Source organism: Psychrobacter sp. NPDC078631, from assembly GCF_050268165.1.
GTDB lineage: Bacteria > Pseudomonadota > Gammaproteobacteria > Pseudomonadales > Moraxellaceae > Psychrobacter.
The window spans coordinates 960,767-981,955 of record NZ_JBNNGG010000001.1 but is presented as its reverse complement, the minus strand read 5'-3'; the positions used below and the strand labels follow the sequence as shown (position 1 = coordinate 981,955).

At 42.0% G+C, this 21,189-nt stretch carries 17 protein-coding genes; 10 read left to right on the top strand and 7 right to left on the bottom strand.

Annotated features, from left to right (window positions below):
- The first annotated feature begins 82 nt into the window (after positions 1-82).
- The 3 genes from ACQKCP_RS03875 to ACQKCP_RS03865 all read left to right on the top strand — a co-directional run bounded on the left by ACQKCP_RS03875 (position 83) and on the right by ACQKCP_RS03865 (position 5,811).
- Entirely contained in the window at positions 83-673 is a 591-nt protein-coding gene (locus tag ACQKCP_RS03875) for a DUF1543 domain-containing protein (RefSeq protein WP_427611360.1), read from the top strand.
- Positions 674-832: 159 nt separating this feature from the next.
- Complete coding sequence (gene hrpA, locus ACQKCP_RS03870) at positions 833-5,065, top strand: ATP-dependent RNA helicase HrpA (protein ID WP_427611359.1); 4,233 nt, start codon at positions 833-835, stop codon at positions 5,063-5,065.
- A 140-nt stretch (positions 5,066-5,205) separates the two neighbouring features.
- The gene (locus tag ACQKCP_RS03865; protein WP_427611358.1) at positions 5,206-5,811 is read left to right on the top strand and encodes an SAM-dependent methyltransferase; all 606 of its coding nucleotides are present in this window, start codon (positions 5,206-5,208) and stop codon (positions 5,809-5,811) included.
- 164 nt (positions 5,812-5,975) lie between these two features.
- Here the strand turns inward: ACQKCP_RS03865 and ACQKCP_RS03860 are convergent, their stop codons facing one another.
- Together ACQKCP_RS03860 and ACQKCP_RS03855 are read right to left on the bottom strand one after the other, a co-directional pair.
- On the bottom strand, positions 5,976-6,305 hold the full coding sequence (locus tag ACQKCP_RS03860) for a hypothetical protein (protein WP_404692954.1): 330 nt from the start codon (positions 6,303-6,305) through the stop codon (positions 5,976-5,978).
- A 268-nt stretch (positions 6,306-6,573) separates the two neighbouring features.
- The gene (locus ACQKCP_RS03855; RefSeq protein ID WP_427611357.1) at positions 6,574-7,425 is read right to left on the bottom strand and encodes an AraC family transcriptional regulator N-terminal domain-containing protein; all 852 of its coding nucleotides are present in this window, start codon (positions 7,423-7,425) and stop codon (positions 6,574-6,576) included.
- A 166-nt stretch (positions 7,426-7,591) separates the two neighbouring features.
- On the opposite strand from ACQKCP_RS03855, the gene ACQKCP_RS03850 reads away from it, so the two are divergent.
- Positions 7,592-8,005, top strand: coding sequence for an organic hydroperoxide resistance protein (locus ACQKCP_RS03850; RefSeq protein WP_160021698.1), 414 nt, complete (start codon positions 7,592-7,594; stop codon positions 8,003-8,005).
- A gap of 171 nt (positions 8,006-8,176) precedes the next feature.
- Here the strand turns inward: ACQKCP_RS03850 and ACQKCP_RS03845 are convergent, their stop codons facing one another.
- Positions 8,177-9,094: a DMT family transporter gene (locus ACQKCP_RS03845; protein ID WP_427611356.1), complete on the bottom strand. Its 918-nt coding sequence runs from the start codon at positions 9,092-9,094 to the stop codon at positions 8,177-8,179.
- A 328-nt stretch (positions 9,095-9,422) separates the two neighbouring features.
- On the opposite strand from ACQKCP_RS03845, the gene ACQKCP_RS03840 reads away from it, so the two are divergent.
- Positions 9,423-10,106 (top strand): DUF421 domain-containing protein, encoded by a 684-nt coding sequence (locus tag ACQKCP_RS03840; RefSeq protein WP_298807642.1) that lies wholly within the window; start codon positions 9,423-9,425, stop codon positions 10,104-10,106.
- 146 nt (positions 10,107-10,252) lie between these two features.
- On the opposite strand, the gene creD is transcribed toward ACQKCP_RS03840, so the two are convergent.
- The 4 genes from creD to pnuC all read right to left on the bottom strand — a co-directional run bounded on the left by creD (position 10,253) and on the right by pnuC (position 13,950).
- The gene (creD, locus tag ACQKCP_RS03835) at positions 10,253-11,890 is read right to left on the bottom strand and encodes a cell envelope integrity protein CreD (RefSeq protein ID WP_427611355.1); all 1,638 of its coding nucleotides are present in this window, start codon (positions 11,888-11,890) and stop codon (positions 10,253-10,255) included.
- A 169-nt stretch (positions 11,891-12,059) separates the two neighbouring features.
- Positions 12,060-12,584, bottom strand: a complete 525-nt coding sequence (locus ACQKCP_RS03830; RefSeq protein WP_427611354.1) for a TIGR00645 family protein — start codon at positions 12,582-12,584, stop codon at positions 12,060-12,062.
- Between the two features lie 96 nt (positions 12,585-12,680).
- A complete protein-coding gene (locus tag ACQKCP_RS03825; RefSeq protein WP_427611353.1) occupies positions 12,681-13,268 on the bottom strand; it encodes an AAA family ATPase in 588 nt (195 codons plus the stop codon).
- Positions 13,240-13,950 carry a nicotinamide riboside transporter PnuC gene (gene pnuC / locus ACQKCP_RS03820; RefSeq protein WP_427611352.1) on the bottom strand — a complete coding sequence of 237 codons (711 nt, stop codon included), beginning with the start codon at positions 13,948-13,950 and terminating at the stop codon, positions 13,240-13,242. Before pnuC ends, ACQKCP_RS03825 begins: the two co-directional genes overlap by 29 nt.
- A gap of 295 nt (positions 13,951-14,245) precedes the next feature.
- On the opposite strand from pnuC, the gene ACQKCP_RS03815 reads away from it, so the two are divergent.
- The 5 genes from ACQKCP_RS03815 to dnaX form a co-directional block, all read left to right on the top strand.
- Positions 14,246-15,391, top strand: a complete 1,146-nt coding sequence (locus ACQKCP_RS03815) for a beta-ketoacyl-ACP synthase III (RefSeq protein ID WP_057760302.1) — start codon at positions 14,246-14,248, stop codon at positions 15,389-15,391.
- A 234-nt stretch (positions 15,392-15,625) separates the two neighbouring features.
- Positions 15,626-16,717, top strand: a complete 1,092-nt coding sequence (prfA, locus tag ACQKCP_RS03810) for a peptide chain release factor 1 (RefSeq protein WP_057760300.1) — start codon at positions 15,626-15,628, stop codon at positions 16,715-16,717.
- A gap of 130 nt (positions 16,718-16,847) precedes the next feature.
- On the top strand, positions 16,848-18,386 hold the full coding sequence (gene lysS / locus ACQKCP_RS03805; protein ID WP_296209946.1) for a lysine--tRNA ligase: 1,539 nt from the start codon (positions 16,848-16,850) through the stop codon (positions 18,384-18,386).
- 115 nt (positions 18,387-18,501) lie between these two features.
- Positions 18,502-19,764: a hypothetical protein gene (locus ACQKCP_RS03800; protein ID WP_427611351.1), complete on the top strand. Its 1,263-nt coding sequence runs from the start codon at positions 18,502-18,504 to the stop codon at positions 19,762-19,764.
- A 69-nt stretch (positions 19,765-19,833) separates the two neighbouring features.
- The coding region (gene dnaX / locus ACQKCP_RS03795; RefSeq protein WP_427611350.1) for a DNA polymerase III subunit gamma/tau at positions 19,834-21,189 on the top strand (1,356 nt) is incomplete at its 3' end.

Sequence of the window (21,189 nt, the reverse complement as noted above, 5' to 3'; positions counted from 1 at the left end):
TTCTTAAAAACATTCTATCCTAGTAATAACAGCATTACCTTTAGATTAACTATGGATTTTGATTCAATAGAGATTACGTAAAATGCTAACACTATATATGGTTCAGCTTGGAGGTCGTCCTAAAGGTCGTCTGATTGAGCAACACGATATTTTTTTTGGCGCAGCCAGTCAAGTGAGTGACTTGATAGGAGATATTAATGAACATTGGCCTGAAGTAAAAAATAAATGGCATATTGATTCATATCGAGCAATTACTAAAGTGGGTAGTTATGCCATCAAGTTAATTGAACCAAGTCAGCAAATAACGGCTGCTGCTGACTTAAAGTTATTCTTTATCAATCTAGGTGGCTATCAGCAGGGCAGTTTTGAAGAATTCCATTATAAGCTACTCATCGTTGCACCTAACCAAGCTGACGCGATCAAACAAGCGAAGAACAGTGATTTTTATAAGCAATTTACTTTTAAAGATGAAACATCACCTTTTGATGCTGCCTCACATATCGATGATAAGTTTGCAGTAGATATAGATGACATATATAACGTAAATGATCTTCTCTCAAATGTTCGACTTTCGATTGAGCCTATCAGTGATATAGATGAGCTGAATGCTTGCGAAGACAAAGAATACGTTGGCTATCTAAGCATCAAGAATTTAAAGAAATTGGCGCTATAATAGGTTCATCTAAATTTTATAAAAGTAACCCAATACATGCTTGATTAAATGAACTTAATGGATAGCTTACGAGAGCAATCAGGACTCGACTAACTTGAATCGTACCCCAATTACCCCCATAATCTAACCACTTCTACATAATAAATAGCCTAAGCAAATATGCCCAATAATTCTAAGCCCAATATTCCTAAAAACAGCAGTTCAGATACATCTACTGTAAATGAAACTCAAGATACTAAGAAGCCAACAGTAGCACTGGCGGATTTACCAGTACTTGCCAAAGACAGCTATTACTTAAGCCGTCTTGAAAGAGAGCTGGCACGTGCTGCTGTGTCTAAAAATAAAAAATCTAATCAGGGTTCTGAACAAAAGAACAATCTAGATGATGTACTTGCCAAGAAACGTGCTCAGTACGAGAAAATAAAGACACGTTCTCAAGAAGCCGTGCAGGCACGTATTGATAGTATTCCAAGTGATTTACCTGCCAAGCTAAATCTAGATCTACCCGTTAGCCAACGCGCAGAAGACTTAGTACAAGCGATTATCGATAATCAAGTCATTATTGTCGCTGGTGAGACGGGTTCTGGTAAAACGACGCAGTTGCCTAAGCTTGCGATGCTAGCAGGACGAGGTATCACAGGGCAGATAGGGCATACACAGCCGAGACGATTGGCTGCTCGTAGTGTGGCAAACCGTATCGCAGAAGAGTTGGGTGAGCCATTAGGTAATACGGTCAGTTTTAAGATTCGCTTTAATGAGCAAGGGACAGCACAATCTGTTGTAAAGCTCATGACAGATGGTATCTTACTCGCTGAGTTGGGTCATGATCGGTTTTTGAGTAAGTACGATACGATTATTATCGATGAGGCGCATGAGCGTAGCTTAAACATCGATTTTATTATGGGTTATCTCAAAAAGATGCTGCCCAAGCGCCCAGATTTAAAAGTCATTATTACCTCGGCGACCCTTGATACCAAGCGCTTTAGTGAGTATTTCAGCCGTTATGATAGCAAGCTAAAACGGCAAGTTCCTGCACCTATTTTTAATGTAGAAGGGCGTAGTTTTCCAGTAGAAGTTCGTTATCGTCCGTTGACAGATGAACCAGTAAATAGCTCGGAAGACGACAGCTACGATGATTTTGAAGAGAACCTGCCGCGTGCTGTGGTTGCTGCGGTCGAAGAGTGCTTTAGCGACGCGCAAAGTAAAGGTCATGCCGATCAAGCTGATATCTTAATATTTGCCGCGACTGAAGCCGAGATTCGTGAGACGCAGGAAGTGCTTGAGCGTCATGGCCCGCGCCATACAGAAGTGCTGCCCTTGTTTGCACGGCAGACTTATGAAGAGCAGCAGCGTATCTTTCAGCCATCGGGTCGAGGTCGCCGTATTGTTATTGCGACCAACGTTGCTGAGACTGCATTGACCGTGCCGGGTATTCGCTATGTGATTGACTTGGGTTTCGCGCGGATTTCGCGTTACTCGTATCGCTCTCGTGTACAGCGCCTACCGATTGAAGCAATTTCGCAAGCAGCGGCTAATCAGCGTAAAGGTCGCTGTGGCCGTGTTGCTCCAGGTGTTTGTATTCGTCTTTATAGTGAAGAAGATTTTAGTGGCCGCCCTGAGTTTACTGAGCCTGAGATTCTACGTACTAACTTAGCGTCAGTAATCTTGCAAATGGCCAATTTACGTCTGGGTAGTGTGGATGACTTTGAATTTATTGAGCCGCCTGATAGCCGATTGGTCACTGATGGTCATAAATTGCTAGATGAATTGGGCGCTATTACTTCCAAGAAAGATACTGCTGCTCAGGACAAAACCAACAAGCCAAAAACTAGAAAAGGGCTTGATCACCTGCGCTTGACAGCAACTGGTCAGAAAATGGCACGTATGCCAATCGATCCAAGGTTAGCACGTATGCTGGTGGCTGGTTCTGATTTTGATTGTATTCGCGAAATGCTGATCGTTGTGGCAGCGCTTGCTGTACAGGATCCACGCGAGCGTCCTGCCAATAAACGTACGCAAGCGGATCAAAAGCATGCGGTCTTCCGTCAAGACGACTCTGACTTTTTGTTTTATCTGAGTCTATGGAAGGCGCTGTTTGAAAAAGATGAAGACGGCAATAAACTGTCTGGTAATCAGCGTAAGCAGTTTACTAAGAAGAACTATTTAAGCTTCCCGCGTGTACGTGAATGGCATCAGACGCATCGTCAGTTGGTACAAATGGTCACTGAGCTGAAATTAACTGATGTTAATGAATCAAAAACTTCTGATAAAAATGTGGCTGTCAATGATCCGACAGCGATCGAAGACGAAGAGCTAAAAGCCGTCAAATATGCTAATTTGCATAGAGCATTATTGACGGGTCTGCTGTCTATTATTGCGCATAAAACCGAAAGTCGCGGTGAGTATTTGGCGGCGCGTCAGCAAAAGGCCAAGATATTCCCAGCCAGCACAGTGTTTAAACAAATACCACCTTGGGTAATGGCGTTTGAGATGGTCGAAACCTCGCAAGTATTTATGCGTACCGTTGCCAAAATCGAACCAGAATGGATTATCTCAGCGGCAGGTGATTTGCTGAAATATCATTACTTCGAACCACATTGGTCTAAGAAAACAGGACGCGTCAAAGCCTACGCACAGATCAGTCTGTTTGGACTGATTATTATTAGTAAGCAGCTGACCAATTATGAGCAAGTTAACTTAGTTGAATCACGAGAGATATTTATCCGTGATGGTTTGGTTACGGGTAATTTTGGTCGCAATGCACCATTTTTGCAACATAATATGGACAAGATTGCTCATGTTGAGCGTATCGAAGACAAGCTGCGTCGCCGTGATTTATTGGTGGATGAAGAGACGCTCTATCAGTTCTATGACAAGAAAATCCCTGAACACGTTGCCAGTCGCAAAGCGTTTGAAGATTGGCGTGCAGAAGTAGAGAAACATAATGCCAAGCATCTATTCTTTACTGATGAAGACGTACTTAATAGCCAAGCACCGACCACAGGGGACTTCCCAGAAGTGTGGCAACTGGGCGATTTAAAACTGCCGCTCCGTTATATATTTGATCCAGCCAGCGATGATGATGGTGTGACCATACGTGTACCGCTTGCCGCATTACCGCAGCTCGACGCTATTGAGCTACTGTGGGGCGTGCCCGGTTGGCGCTATGAATTGGTGTTGCAGCTTCTCAAGTCGCTACCAAAAGAGATACGTCGTCAAATCGTACCGATACCCAATACTGCAGACAGTTTGTTTGATGAGTTGCAACCAAAGGGTGGACAAGGGTTACTGAAACAGCTGTGTCAGTCATTACATCGTCGCGGTATCATGTCGGTGACGCCAGAGAACTTCAATCCATCTACGATTGATCGTTATTTGCAGCCACAAATCTGCGTGGTCGATGAGAAAAACCGTATCATCGAAAAAGGCCGTGATCTGCAAACCCTACAGATTCGTCATGCATCTGAGACCAGTCAAGCGGTAAATGAACAGCAAGGCGTGCATACTGAGTTTCCTGAGCATTTTGCTTTTAGCAAAAATCATCATAGCGCAGGCGTGGTAATGAAACAGTTTGCGGCGCTCGTCGCTGATGAAGCGGGAGAAGCTGTATCGATTCATCAATACACTGATGTCAATGCAGCACTTCAAGCACATCGTATCGGGGTGCTGACTTTAATCAAAGGCAAACTGGGTGCAAAGAAAAAGCAGCTAACGAGCCAAATCGACAGTATATTTAAACTGGCATTTGCGCCACTTGGCGATATGGATAAACTCAAAACGATCGTTATAGATGCTGCGTTAGACGCGGCTCTCGAAGAGCACTATGTCTTATTTGATCATTCTGAGAATTTACCAGAAAGCGCCGATGACATCGCAGTTGGATTGAGCGAGGAGCTACCGTTTACCTCTAAGGAGTATGCCCAGACGCTCGAAGTGGTAGTCAATAACTTCTTATTAACTGGTCAAAGCGTTATCAAAACGCTTAAGAATGTCTACACTCGTTGGCAACGTATTCGCCAAGGGCTATTGATGTTAGATCGTGAAATATTTGGTGAGTCTATCGATGATATCGAAGATCAGTTAGAAGATTTACATTTGGCTGATTTTGTTTATCGGATGGATTATAGCCATTGGCAACAGTATCCACGCTATCTTGAAGCGTTACAGATTAGACTAGAGCGTTTGGAGCACAATCTCGATGCCGACCTTGATGGTGTATACGCGCTTGATTTGCATATGGAGCGACTAGCAGGACGTGCGGACAAAGAAGCCATTAGTGAGTATCGCTGGATGGTGGAAGAGTATCGTATTCAACTGTTTGCTCAGCCTATGAAAACACGTATGGCAGTATCGCCCAAGCGTCTAAGCAAGATGTGGGATAAGGTGAGTTAGGCTAAATTTTAGGTTTGTATGGTACGTTATGATATAGAGCACACATTGATCTTAAGATATGGGCTCTATGACTAAGCGTTCTACATGCCATATGTTACCTACTAAATTGGATATCAATCTCAAACAATAGGACGATTAAAATGTGGGATGAACGCTATAGTGGCACAGAGTTCGCATTTGGCACCGAACCTAATGATTTTTTGAGAGAGACATTTGAGCAGATACCTGTAGGTGAACACGTACTTTGTCTAGCAGAGGGCGAGGGTAGAAATGCAGTATTCTTAGCTGAGCAAGGCTTCAAGGTGACTGCGATGGATATGTCCGAAGTAGGGTTAAACAAAGCGAACAAGTTGGCCAAAGAGAAAGGGGTAGCTATTACCACCCAAGTAGCTGATTTAGCAGATTACAACTTTGGTCAGGATAAATGGGATGCCATAGTTTCTATCTGGGCACACGTGCCTGAAACGGTACGTCAATATGTACATGCACAAGTTGGCACTGCTCTCAAGCCAGAGGGAGTATTTATCGTCGAGGCTTATACAGAACGACAGCTTGAAACAGAGGCAATCGGTGGACCACCTGCCAGTCAAAGGGAGCGTTTTGGCGCTTTACAGAACTTTCAACATGAGCTTGTAGGGCTGAACGAAGTGATTGGTGTAGAGAAGTTGCGCATGGTATCAGAAGGAAATCGGCATCAAGGGCTTAGCGCTGTAGTACAGTTTGTTGGCAAAAAAATTAGCAAATAGCCGTTGTAAGTTAAATCTATTAGTCGTTTTAGTCGCTATATACATAGTTAGAGAAGATAGTTTGCAAACTACCTTCTCTATGAGCTATTAAGGCTTAATGTCTGATAATTAGCGACTGGTATCTAATGTCTAGTATTTAATGATTGGTACTTGATAATTGATACTTAATGGCTAATTTTTTCTGTCAGTACACCCATGCTATAAAGTACATAGGCAATCACAGTTAATGCGACGATAAATGGAGTAAGCATCCAAATCACAATATTGATTAAAAGCGATGGTAGCAATCCATTGAACAGCTCAATATCTGGTGCGAAAAAATCGGTCATAATATCGACTGCACGCTTAGCAATAGGGAATAGCAAAGTGCTGAAAGCCAACATGTAAATGTATTTGCTAAAGCCAGGGTCACTCATGACTACCATAAAGTAGAACACTGTAAAAAAAGTGATGCCAAGTGCCCAGCATTTTAGAGTGTAGCTTAAACGAATCATGTTATCTCCTCCCTAAGCTTTCTATTGATCGCTTTACATCGATCGTACGCAGAGTAAAGCTGCTCCTATACATTCATTATTTTAAATATATATAATATGTTATAATACGAATATATAGTCACGTCAACCAATTTTTCTATTTATTTAAAATACTCCACAAATCATTCAATTTAAAAATGATATTTTTTAAGGAATACTTTCATAAATAGCCTAAGCAAAAAATTTATTCTATTAGAAGACAAGGTTACAACTACAACTACAACTACAACTACAACTCGTTACTCGGACTCAGACCAAAAAACCGCTTATATTCTCTGCTAAACTGACTAGGACTTTCGTAGCCTACTTGCATTGCTATTTGTGATATTTGCGCCCCATGCATCTTAATTAAGCGTCTGGCTTCCATTAAACGTAAGCTTTTTTGATACTGTAGCGGACTCAGCTGGGTTATTTCTTTAAAATGCTGATGGAACCCTGAGACACTCATGCCGCATCTACTAGCTAAGCTCTCAACCACAATAGGTTCATCTAGATGTGCCTTTATCCAGTCAGTTGCTTGGGCAATGCGGTGTGTATGGCTGCCGCTAACGACCAATTGCTTAAGTTTGTTGCCTTGCTCAGCCAAGAGTAGGCGATAGTATATTTCTTGTTGAATTAAAGAAGACAGAAAATCAATATCGTTTGGATAATCAAGCAAGCGTATCAATCGCTCAAACGCGTCCATTATGGTGTCATCTAAGTGCCACTTTATTCCTAAATGACTGCCTGCTACTGGGTGTGTGGTCGGTATCTGCGCTAATACATCTCTAATCATAGCTAAATCTAATTTCATTGATAAAACAATAACAGGGTTCTTTATCGAAGCGTGCTTGATATGCATACTTAGCGGTATATTAACTGGACAGAACATCAAGTTACTATTGTCAAACCTTTGACAGTCAGCACCCAAGTAAATCTCTCGTTCACCTTGCAGTACAATACAAATACTTGGCTCTTGAATATAACTCACGGCTTTGCTTGGTTTGTCCGCGCAGTAAAAGAACAAGCCTGAAACAGCAGATTCAATGGTTTTATTTCTAGGTAGTACTGCTAAAAGTTGGTCAATAGTCGTTTGATTCATCACGAATGCTTATTTTATATAATTGCCTGATAGTATAAATATTTGTAGGATTAGGCAAGAGTTATAGAGGTTTGTTCTAACGTATAAGTGCAGAGGAATCTATAATAATCTCATCGCAACAGCGTAAGTATGACCTCTGATAATATGAAACAAGGAATAATTACTCATGAAAATATTTTATAAAACGCGCGCAACAGCCACTGGTGGACGTTCTGGCCATACTGGATTAGACGATGGTTCTTTAGGATTTGACTTGGTATCTTTTCAAGAGCAAGACAAAGAAGGCGTGAACCCAGAACAGCTTTTTGCCATGGGTTACGCGGCTTGTTTTGATAGCGCTTTGAGCATGACAGCACAGCACATGAAACTGCCTGTTACCGCTTCAAAAACTTCTGCGCAAGTGGGTATCGGTATGAAAGCTGACGGTAGCTATAACTTAGAGATAGAGTTGTCTGTAGAAGTATCAGGTATTGATGAAGCGCAGGCGCAGCAGTTGATCGAAGCCACGCATCAGGTGTGCCCGTATTCTAATGCTACTCGCGGCAATGTCGATACTCGTCTAGAAGTGACCGTCGTTTAAGACTGTTGTTTAAAAGCTGTTGACCAGGGACTAGCAATATTAAAATAATAACTCATATACTAAAACGCCCCGATTTATAAGAATCGGGGCGTTTTATGTTGTCCGGTAACGTAATTAGCTGGAACTTTTTCTGAGCAGTTTAGCTAATGATAGGTTGTTAATGGCATTATTTTATACCGGTACTTTTTTATTTAAGGTAAACACCAAGACCGCGCCCAAAATGACTGTGCTTGCAACTATAAACGGCATAGTCAGCTGTTCAGACAAAAATATCACACCTAGCAACGCAGCAATCACAGGGACACATAGCTGAACGATAGCAGCTTGTGTGTTTTTCAATAGTGGCATCGCTGTATACCAGATACTGTAACCCAACCCTGAGGCGATTGCTCCTGATGCACAGGCGAGTAGTACACCTTCAGTGGTAATACCATCCAAATTGATATTTTTGAAACCCAAGTCATCTATGTACGTCATACCTACCAGTAATAGTATAGGCACAGCGACTAAACTACGCACAAAGTTAAACCCTGTCGCTCGAAGCGGTGAGACGCATGATTTCCCGCGTATACTGTATACTCCCCAAGCCACGCCGCTCATAGCCATCAACGCTGCCGCTAATGGTGATGGTATGGCAGCTGATGGCAGCATCAAATATACAAACCCTGCCACTGCAACGGCAAATGCTAACCATTGTAGTGTGCTGAGCTGTTCCTTTTTGTAGATACCCCAGCCAATCATCGTCAGCTGAACCGCTGAAAACAAAATCAATGCACCAGTGCCAGTATCCAGCTCTACATACGCAATCGAAAAACACAGCGCATAAATCACCAAGCTGACGCTACTCAACCAACTGCCTTTATCATTTAATATAGCGTGGACAGTAGGTTCGTCATGATTAGACGTTTGGCGTCGCAGTCTGTAAGCATGTACAGCCATGATAATGCCTAGACAAGCTGTCGCACTGATTAGCCTGATAACTGTAAAGCTCCAAGCGTCGATATAGCCTTCTGCCAATGCCATTCGGCAAAACAGGGAGTTTGCGGCAAAGGCGATTAACGCAATAATAGTATAAATAGTGGCTTTCAAAAATAATTCCTACAATGAATAAATGACACAAGACAGGCAAACATAGGATTTTAATTTTAGGTCTTGAGATACGCTGTTATAACGAACGCTTATTCCTTAGCAAAGATAATAGATTGATAACTGATTAATCCAATTCATGGTTCGTAGTTGTCTCACAAGACAGGATATTTTGTCGTACTTATGGCAAAAAGTCTCTTTTAAATCAGAATAACGATAGTTGTATTGACGATAAGGTCTAAAAATAGGGATGATGTGCTTCGCATCAAACGAACTCTTAGAACAACACTCATGAAACACAATAATTAGATAAATAAATAGGAAAGATAGTATGAATTGGGCAAGTATTTTTATTTATGACACAACTTGGTTGTTTGCCGTAGAAATTTTAATACGTGTCACTGTAATGTTTGTATTAATTATCACATTTTTACGCTTCACTGGTAAGCGCGGCGTTCGTCAGCTCTCTATTTTTGAGCTAACCATTATTTTATCGCTAGGCTCTATTGCAGGTGACCCTATGTTCACCGAAGACCTGCCTATTATCCAAGCGGTACTCATCATGGGTACGGTCATTTCACTCTATAGGCTGTGTACTTGGGCGATGATGAAGTTCCAGCCTTTTGAGGACCTGCTAGAGGGGCGCTCAATGTATATTGTAGAAGATGGCATGTTGGTGCTTGATAAGATTAAACAGGGGGAAATGTCACACGATGAGTTTTTTGCTGAAATGCGCCAACAAGGGGTTGAACATTTAGGACAAGTTCGTGTCGGTTTGCTCGAAGCTGATGGCAATTTTAGTATTTTATTGCACACCTCTGAAAAAACAGACTACGGTATGCCGCTTTTCCCTAAGCAATATCGACCGGTCGAGCAAGTAGAAGCAGGGGTTTATTATGCTTGTATGTATTGCGGTTATGTTGATGAAATCTCTGACCCCAATCATTGTTGCCCGCGCTGCGAGGATAATTGCAATAATTGGGCTAAAGCGTTAAACAACCATATCGTCAAATAATATTACTACTTGGCCGCCTTAGCTCAGTTGATAAGCTAAGGCAGCCAAGTTTTTTTCAAATTATCAGATAAAAACCTTTCATTTACTGACAGTTTGTCTGACTTGCTTTATACAGCGCATGGCTCTCATCATTTACGTGACTTTATTTAGGTCACTTTATACCAGTCAAGTTTGCGAGTCATCACCATCACGCAGGCAAGTATCACAAAGCAGAATATCGCACCCAGTAGTAGATTGAGATCTTCTGTACTTAAAATACCGAAAAATGCAGCGTATAGTCCAGCAAGCGTCGCGGTAAAGATTACTGCTCGTTTGAAACCGCCAAATACATAGTAGCTATACCAGCCAATAAGCCCGACACAAGCACTGGCCGCTACCATATAGGCTTGCCAAAATGCGATTTGTTCTGCAAGTGGTAGTAATAAGACATAAAAGACAAATAGTGCGCAGCCGACGAGTAGATACTGAATAGGATGGATGCGACTTGATTTGAGCACTTCAAATAAAAAGAAAGTGCCAAACGATACCAACATTAATAGCAAGGCGTACTTCATGGCTCGTTCAGTTTGTAGATAGACATCGTTAGGGCTCGCAAAACTAACGCCAAAGCTGTTTAGCAGAATACTTTGATTACTACTAGCTACTGCTGCACTGTCTGTCGTCAGACCTCTTGATGCCTCAAACGAATTAGGATTGTACGAATGACTATTGGTATTGAGCGTTGATTCACTTATGACAGTACATTGGTGATTAGGCGCGCTGAGACATTGAGAAAGGTATTGGTTATTGGCAACGGTTAGATACTGATTTTGCCAACTGGCATCAAATCCTTCAGCGGTAATGCTCTTGGTATTTGGTAATGCTTTGCCGATGAAGTTTGGTGTCTGCCAGTCACTGTGCATAGACAGAGTAAAGTTCTGCCCAGTTGGGACAGTCGTTAAATTACTAATGCCAGCTAATGGCAAGTCGATCACAATACTGAGCGCTTGATTGTCTTTAGGGCTGGATAATTGGCTACTCACCTCTGATTTATTTAGATCTGCATCCACTGAGCCTGTAACAATAAAGCTATCTTTATTCTGCTGGCTAGTAGGATTGCTTAATTGCTCCAATACGTCTTTAGGAATATCTACTTCAACATAGGTTAAGTTTTCTATCATTGGTATCTGCGGATAGTTTGCTACAATCGTTTTTTGGTTAATTGTGACAGTAGGCAGGGTAGTGACACCGCGTAAGTCAGACACGGGAATGATCAGTTTTGCTTTATTCCAGTGGGTAATGGTTTTGGCTAGTTGTGTTTTGTCTGTATTAGGAGATATACCGACTGAATCTACATCATCGTCAATTGTAGTGCCAATCTGATCTAAATTTTTTAAAGTCTCATCAAGCGTATAACTTTGATCGAATGTCAGCTGACCATCATAGCTAGTAGAGCTATAAATACCGCGTTTATAAGTCTCTGTGTTTACTTTTAGGTTTTGTGCTGCCTGCGTCTGAAAGGCAAATATCGTCTCGATTTTCGAGTATGACGGTTCGCATTTGTTCTTTACATTTGGTGTATCTGTTGTATCTGACTGACATGCCGGTGTGATTGTCGTAGGAATGGCGATAAATGGGTTAATGACCTCTTGTGGATTGACATGCTGCTCGCTGATTTCTTTTATCACTGACTCTGCGTAGTATTGTCTCTCATATATGATGTCGCTAATCATACTGAGACCAATCGAAAAAATAATACAAAGTCCTACAATGATAGATAATTTCGTCAATAATGTTTTTTGCATGTGGTCGCCTCCTAAGTGTCTTTAATCCACAGCTGCCGAGATAGCAGACTGTGGCTTTAAAAGACATCATAGAGAGGGCATGAAGAGAAGATGTGCAGGAAATATGAAAAAACTGTGAAAGGGTGAGAGTTGATATTTCCAGATAATTATTTTTCGATTATTAATGTTTTTAATGCTTTTTCGTGTCGCCAACGACTTTATCCATAATAGCGAATAACAAGCCAGAAAATACAAAGGTCATATGAATAATAACCTTCCACATGAGTTTGTCAGCATCAAGTTCACTCATTCCGCTAGAGATATCCATAAAGGATTTTAAAAGATCAATCGCCGAGATAGCAACGATCGCTCCGATGACTTTGAGTTTTAGGCCAGAGAAGTCTACTTTGCCCATCCAGCTAGGACGATCATCATGGATACCAGTATCGATTTTTGAGACAAAAATTTCATAGCCACTGAATATAATGATAAGCAATAAACTGGCAACTAGAGAGATATCAACCAATACCAATATATCTACAATGACACTGGCTTCAGAGGCCGTCAGAATGTCAGCGAACATGTGCCATAGCTTTTGGACAAACTTAATAAATAATAAAATAATGCCTAACACAAGGCCTAGATAAAAAGGCGCCAGTATCCAGCGGCTATTAAATATGGTTTTTTCTAAATAAAGCTCAAACTTCTTTAGCATGGGTATCTCTTAGGTTTCAAATACAAAAAGGTGTTAAAGACAAGAAAGTCTTAAAGACACAAATATGAATAAGTTTTTGGGTATAGCTGTTTAGCTTTAGTCAGGCGATATATTATCTATATCAGCGAGCTGCGCTACTACTTGCCGAACACGCTCTTTTCTATCGCCACTAATGCTTTGAAATGGTTTTTGATGCTTACTTAATTGACTGGCAAAATAGTTGCTTATCTCATCACGTTGATGCGGACTGTCTCGCAGGTCATCAGCCACCCATGGCGTATCAACATCAGTCAATAATATCAAATCATAATGATGGGCCAATGCTGCTTGCTCAAGGGCAGTAGGGCAGTCGCCATAATACCAATAGGAATAAACCATCAGCTCAAACAAACTGGTATCGCAAAACAAATAATGACTGGCATCAGACGACTGAGCGACCTGTTTGGCTAAGGTATTCTCTAGTGTAATCTGTCCCTGTGCGATAGGGAGCAGATCCTCCCACGTACAAGTCAGCTGCTCGTCGTCCCATTTTGCCTGTAAGTAGGTGCGCATATATTCTGACACCCAAGGAGTATCAAAATGCGCGGCCAAATCACGACATAAGGTCGTCTTACCCGTACTTTCTGCCCCTAAAACCGCGACGTTGATGACGGGTTTAGGCGTATGCTGCTCGAGGTTGTACACGGTAGCGTCGTTGCCATTCATAGTATGCCCAGATTGCAATAAGAGTGAAGACTACATATTGTAGCGCGGTAAAAGTAAAACCTTTATAGAAGTATAGCGGTACCGATATCGCATCAGCGATGATCCAGAGTATCCAATGCTCAATCTTACGCCGCGCCATGAGCCACATTGCCATCAAAAATAAAGCCGTAGTGAGCATGTCAGTATAATCGACCCAAGTAAATAGATGGATTCCAAGTACCGCACCATCGAAACTAAAGCCATTATTAATCACTGGACGGAAATAATAAACCAATCCTACAAAAGCTATCGTTCCTGCTGCCAAAGCAGAAAGTATAGGAATGTCACCTGCATGCAAATGCTCAATACGGACATTATTGGTATCTGACTGCTTGTGTTCAACAGACTGGTTTTTCTTGTTCTTTGACCAGTTAATCCAGCCATACAAGCTCATCACAGTATAGTAAGCATTGATAAACATATCGCCAAACAGTTGCCACTTCCACAGTAGGTACACAAATATAGCAGTGCTGACCAGACCAATAGGGAAGACTAAAATATTGGTTTTGCTGGCGAGTAAGACACTTGCTACGCCAAAGACAACGGCAATCAGTTCAAGAATGATAAATATCGTAGAGTAATCAGCGTATTGACTAAATAACCAGTTGAGAAGTTCTGCCATGAGCATTCCTAAGTATGAGCGTGTATCAATGTTCTGAATAATTAAGATAGTTCGAGGAGTCGTACAGAATAAATGATGCCAATTATAACGTAGCTACCGCAAAAGGACGGCGGTCTTTGCTAATTTATGGCAAGAAACAGATTATTTGTAACAAAGTATTAGAAAAATTATAATATTCAGGCATAATAAACACACTGATTTTAAGTTTACAGTTATTCACTGAATTTGAATGGCTATTATTTTTCCACTTTTATGCTTATTCCAAGCACCACAGTAGTAGACAAGGAAGCTTATCATGACGACTTGTATCACAGGCACTGGTCTTTATATCCCACCTTACAGCATTAGTAACGAAGAGCTAGTTGAGTCATTTAACCAGTATGTTGAAAACTATAATACCGAACATGCTGAAGAGATAGCTGCAGAGACAGTGACGGCACTTGAGCCTTCTTCAGCTGCTTTCATCGAAAAAGTATCTGGTATCAAATCACGTTATGTGATGGAAAAAGAAGGTATCTTAAATACTGAAATTATGGCGCCAGTTATCCCTTACCGTAACTTGGGCGAAGAGCTGTCAGTCATGGCCGAAATGGGCGCAGCAGCACTAAGAGACGCTTTGGCTGATGCTGGACTTGAGGCCAATGACTTAGACGGCATCATCCTTGCTTGCTCAAACTTCCAGCGTACTTATCCTGCGGTTGCTATCGAGATCCAAAACGAAATTGGTATGATTGGCGGCTTTGCTTATGATATGAACGTTGCGTGTAGTGCGGCGACTTTTGGTCTGTCACAAGCACACGGTTCTATCATCTCTGGTTTGGCCAAGCGTATTGCTGTGGTCAACGTTGAGATTACCTCAGCGCATCTAAACTGGCGCAACCGTGACAGCCACTTTATTTTCGGCGATGTGGCGACGGCTTCTATTGTTGAAGAACTAGATACGCCAAAAGGTTACGAGATTTTAAACTCTAAACTATTTACTCAGTTTTCGACCAACATCAAAAACGAATATGGCTTTATGGATCGCTCAGAGTATCTAGCAGCGCAGACTGAAATGTATCCAGATATCAAAGCACCGGTCACTGATAAGCTGTTTTTGCAAAATGGTCGTAAAGTATTCCGTGAAGTCTGTCCAAAAGTGTCAGAGATTATCACTGAGCACTTGCAAGAAAACGACATCCCAACATCTGATGTTAAGATGATGTGGTTGCATCAAGCCAATGCCAATATGTTGGATTTGATTCTGCGTACCGTGGTTGGTAAAGATGCCGATAAGTCGATTGCACCGAGTGTTATTGCTGAATTTGCCAATACCAGCTCAGCCAGTCCTATGATCGTATTCCATCGCCACAAAGATGACTTAGTATCAGGTGATTTGGGCGTTATTTGCTCATTTGGTGCAGGTTACTCTATTGGATCGGTCTTAGTTCGCAAGGTCTAATACTTTGACTACTTGTTTTGATAAAAATAGCTAAGAATATTCTTAGCTATTTTTTTGTCTGTCGTTTTTGCTATTGAAATTAAGCTGTGACATCTAGATATAGACAGAGATGTTTGAGAGGATAACAACAAGATTGCTTAGAATATCGACAAGAATGCTTAGAGGTTTTAATTTACCCCAAAAAATTTGCTATAATCACGGGCTTATTCCTCTTATCCAATTAAAAGTCCTTTTATGAAAGAATCCTTACGCCTGCGTTTAGACCAGATGGTAGACCGTTATGAAGAGGTCACCGCTTTATTATCAGATCCTAGTGTCATCAGTGATAATAATAAGTTCCGTGAATTGTCTGTTGAGCACAGCGACTTGATGGAGATCACGACGCTGTGGCAAAACTACGTGGGTGCAGAAACGGATCAGGCTGATGCAGAAGCGATGCTAGCCGATGCAACAGATCCTGACATGAAAGAGATGATGATCGATGAGATTGAGAGTGCGCGTGATACCATCGTAGAGATGGAAGAAGCGCTCAATCTGATGATGCTACCAAAAGATCCTAACGACAAAGTACCAGCGTTCTTGGAGATTCGTGCAGGGACAGGCGGCGATGAAGCAGCGATTTTCTCTGGTGACTTGTTCCGTATGTACCAAAAATACGCGCAGAGCCAGGGCTGGACACTAGAAGTGCTATCTGCAAATGAAGGTGAGCATGGCGGTTATAAAGAAATCATCACTCGCGTATCTGGCAATAGTGTATATGGTCGCCTAAAGTTTGAATCGGGCGCTCACCGCGTACAGCGTGTTCCTGAAACCGAGAGCCAAGGTCGTGTTCACACGTCCGCTTGTACGGTTGCGGTCATGCCAGAAGTTGAGATTGATGATACCGTCGATATCAATCCTGCTGATATCAAAATGGATACTTTCCGCTCAAGTGGCGCGGGTGGTCAGCATGTGAACACGACTGACTCTGCTGTACGTTTGACGCATATTCCAACGGGTACCGTGGTAGAGTGTCAGCAAGAGCGTAGCCAACACAAAAACCGTGCGCATGCTATGAAAATGCTGGTCTCTAAAATTCAACAAGCCAAAGTACAAGCACAGGTCGATGTGGCGGATTCTATACGTCGTGACTTGGTCGGTAGTGGCGATCGCTCAGAGCGTATCCGTACCTATAATTTTCCACAAGGTCGCATGACCGATCACCGTATCAACCTTACCTTATACAAGCTTGACTCCATTATGGAAGGCGACTTGGATGAGATTCTTGATGCATTGTTGCGTGAGCATCAGGCCGATTTAATGGCCAGTATCGGTGGCAATGACTAGTAGTTAGTCTTTAAAAGTACCAACAGTTGTATCGTTTTTATCACCATGTCTGTTCTTATAATAATAAGTATTGATTTAATTTTTCTGTTTTCGTTTATCCATTTAATTACCTAAAAATATTGAGAGTGTTATGTCAAAGCACAATAATCAGAACCAAGATCAAACCCCAGTCGTAGAAGATGCTAACGAGCTAATCGCACAACTGCAAGCCAAGCTAGATGATATCAGTGCTTCAGGTAAACAGCCGTATCCTAATACGTTCAAACGCACTGATTATGCGCAAGACTTACAGACGGCTTTTGATGGTGTCTCAAAGCAGGAAATTGAAGAAAAAGCAGCAAATGGTGAAAAAACACAGGTCAACGTGGCGGGTCGAGTCATGCTCAACCGTGGTTCGTTCATCGTGATTCAAGACATGACAGGCCGTATTCAGCTATATGTAGCACGTAAAGAGCTTGATGAGGAAACGCGTGCGAGCATCAAATCACTAGATTTGGGTGATATCGTTGGGGTATCAGGCTATATCGGTCGCTCAGGTAAAGGCGATTTGTATGTGCATATTGAAGAAATTACGCTACTGACCAAATCACTACGTCCAATGCCAAATAAATTCCATGGCTTGGCTGATGTAGAAGCTCGCTATCGCAATCGTCATCTTGATTTAATGACCAATGAGACGACTCGCAATACCTTTATGGTTCGCAGTCAGATCGTCAGTGGTATTCGTCAATTTATGCTTAATGAGCGTTTTATGGAAGTTGAAACGCCAATGATGCATCCGATACCAGGCGGCGCAGTAGCTCGTCCGTTTGAGACACATCATAATGCATTAGACATGCCTTTATATTTACGTATCGCGCCTGAGCTTTATCTTAAGCGTTTGGTCGTTGGTGGGTTTGAGCGCGTATTTGAGATTAACCGTAGTTTCCGTAACGAAGGGGTTTCAACCCGTCATAACCCTGAATTCACCATGATTGAGTTCTATCAAGCCTACGCTGATTATCATGATTTGATGGATTTGACTGAGCGTCTGTTTAATCAGTTAGCAATAGATGTGTTGGGCACAACAGAGCTGACTTATCAAGAAGAAGCCATTAGCCTAAAAGCACCATTTGCTCGTCTATCAATGTCTGATGCGATTGCAAAATATGCTGAAAACTTTGACATGGCGCGTATCAATGATCGTGAATACCTAGCAGAATATGCATCAACGACACTTAAGCAACAAGTCAAAGATGTGTTCGGTGTGGGTAAACTACAGACGATTATCTTTGAAGAAACGGCTGAGCATCAATTACGTCAGCCAACGTTCATCACTGAATATCCTGCTGAGACATCACCACTAGCGCGCCGTAGTGATGACAATCCTGAGATTACCGATCGCTTTGAGCTGTTCGTTGGTGGTCGTGAATTGGCTAATGGCTTCAGTGAGCTTAATGATCCAGCAGACCAAGCCGAGCGTTTCCGTGGTCAGGTTGCTGAAAAAGACGCTGGCGATGATGAAGCCATGCATTTTGATGAAGAGTATATCGAAGCATTGTCTTACGGTTTGCCACCGACAGCTGGTGAGGGTATTGGTATTGACCGTCTAGTAATGCTATTTACCGACTCTGCTAGTATCCGTGATGTAATCTTGTTCCCGCATATGCGCCGCAAACAAGATAGCTAATATGGGTTTGCTTGCTGTAAATCCAAACTGATACTTAACTCAGCATAAAAAGCTTTTGCTCATTTTCACAGAGTGGGTATAAGCTTTTTTGTGAAATATCGTTTATAGAGGTATTATGGATATTCAGCAAGCATCACATGCGACATGGCAAAAAATGATTCAGCAATGTTTTTTATCATTGTATGAGTTGCCTGATGACAAAATCACTGACTCTGATCATTTTCAGGGTTATGATTTTGTTTTTGAGTTTTCTGGCGCTACTATTTATTTGCTCGTCAATACGGTTGTGATGCAAGCGAATAGACAAGAAGTGGATAATGCTAAATTTCGTGAGTGGAGAAAAGAAGTTGTTAACCAACTTATCAAACGCCACGCTCAGATTTATCAAAAAAATGATAGCCTAATTGTAGATAGAAGTGCCGCGACAACTGATAAAGCGGTTTACTTTATCGGTTTAACATCATTGTCTATCAATCATCAAGACGATCAATCGGGCCATTCATCTTATGCAGTTGGCTACGAATATGGCAGTCGGTTTTTTGCAGAAGACTGTGTTTTAGACTTAGATGATGAGCAAAGTATCTTACAAGTCTTTAGTCATCAAAACTTCGTTGATATCCTCAATCAATTGGTGACGCCAAGTGATTTGACAACTTTTTTAGATTTTCATCGTCGTCAACTATCTAGCTTTGCATCATTTCAAAACGAATCGACATTGCTTAAACAGTTTCTACAATCACCTGACTTTCATCAAAGAGCGATTAGGGTGCAAGAGCAGCTAATCGATAACGAGTTAATTGAGCAAGTCGAATTACGCTTACTTAAAGCAGTAGAGCCGAATCAGACTGTGTATGCCGATGCCTTAATGGCTGAGATGCAAAAAAATACTCGGATGTGGTTCAAGCTGTTTAACAGTGTTCTTGAGCGTTATTATGAAGCGGGTAGACCTTTACCAAATGATCAGGTTGATATTTTGGTAGATGAGTCAATGTATACCTATGCATGTCTAGTAGAGAAAATCTTAGCTTATAGAACCATGGATCAAGAATCGCGCTGGAATGGATATGTCCGTCATGAGCATTCTTATCATGTATTTGGACGCCATTATCTCATGGTGTTTTATGCGCAAGACGATAGCAGTTCGCTAAGCGCAGAGAATGTTCGGCTCTCTTATAAAGATTTATTGTCAGATATCAATGTCCAGTTACAAGAGCCAGTGATGGACAATTTGTTTTTACTGGGCGTAGAGTTTAGGCCGTGCGAAGACAGTGTAAATACTGAGGTTTATCTGGATATATTTCATCAAGCAGGCTCATTGATTGATGAAAGTACTCAACGCTTATATGACCGACTGGCCCAACTTCAAGCTCAGTTATAACCAAAACATAGTATGATTCATTAGTTCGACGCTCCCTCTATATTTGTATTATTTACATTGGCATTTATTATGACGCAGCAATATCAAGTTTTAGCTCGCAAATACCGACCAAAAAACTTTCACGAGTTGATTGGGCAGACGCATGTGTCTCAAGCGCTGATTAATGCGATTGATTATAATCGTCTGCATCATGCCTATCTGTTCACAGGTACGCGCGGTGTGGGTAAGACAACGATTGCGCGTATTTTATCTAAATGCTTGAACTGTGATACAGGTATTACCAGTACGCCTTGCGGCGTATGTGATAACTGTGTTGCCATTGATCAAGGGCGGTTTATTGATCTTATTGAGATTGATGCTGCCTCGCGTACCAAAGTTGAAGACACTCGCGAGTTGTTAGACAATGTCCCATATGCACCAAGTCAGGGTCGCTATAAGGTTTATCTTATTGATGAAGTACATATGCTGTCTACGCACAGCTTTAATGCGCTATTAAAAACGTTAGAAGAGCCACCTGAACATGTGAAGTTTTTATTAGCGACGACTGATCCACAAAAGTTACCGATTACGATTATTTCGCGCTGCTTGCAGTTCGTTCTGCGCCCATTACCTCAAACGTTACTTAGCGAGCACTTGGCAAATATCTTGACCAAAGAGCAGGTAGGCTATACTCAGCCAGCGATTTGGCAGTTAGCAAGTGCAGCCAAAGGTTCTGTGCGTGATGCTCTATCATTGACCGATCAAGCCATTGCTTTTGGTCAAGGCGCACTGGATGATGCGACTGTTAATGCAATGCTTGGTCTTATTGATGCTGCTGACTTAGTGCGTCTAATCACAGATATCTATAATCATGATAAGTCTGCGGTTGCTGCTCATATTGAGCAAATGCGCGCGCAAATGGTCGATGCGACTAGTATGTTTGATGGGCTCGCTGAGCTGTTACATCAGTTGGCATTGACTCAGCTGTTGCCTGAGGTCGCTCTTAATGTCAATGAGGCGCAAGCAAAAGACATTTATACGCTAGCTCAGCATATCAGCCCTGATGTCTTGCAACTGTATTACGAGATCGTTGTGCAAGCCCGTGAAGGTGTTAAGTTGGCAAGTACGCCGATGCAAGCGCTTGAGATGTGCATCTTGCGATTACTGGCGTTTCGTCCGTTGCCAGTCGATGAAGTCTTGAGCAATACTTATTATAGTGATGGGTCTGCTACCAAAGTACCAGCTATAGAACCAGTATCTTCGGCATCAGCCCCAGATGCTGCTGCACATGAAGCCTCAGCACCGCCGCCAGAGCTTTATAGTGTTGATTATCAGACTTCAAGTCACGCTGAGCTACAAAGCGGTATTGATTATAATGACAATTTAGCACAGTCAGTGGCTAGTGCTATGCCTGAACCAGTTGTTGAGCCTGAACCAATTGTTGAG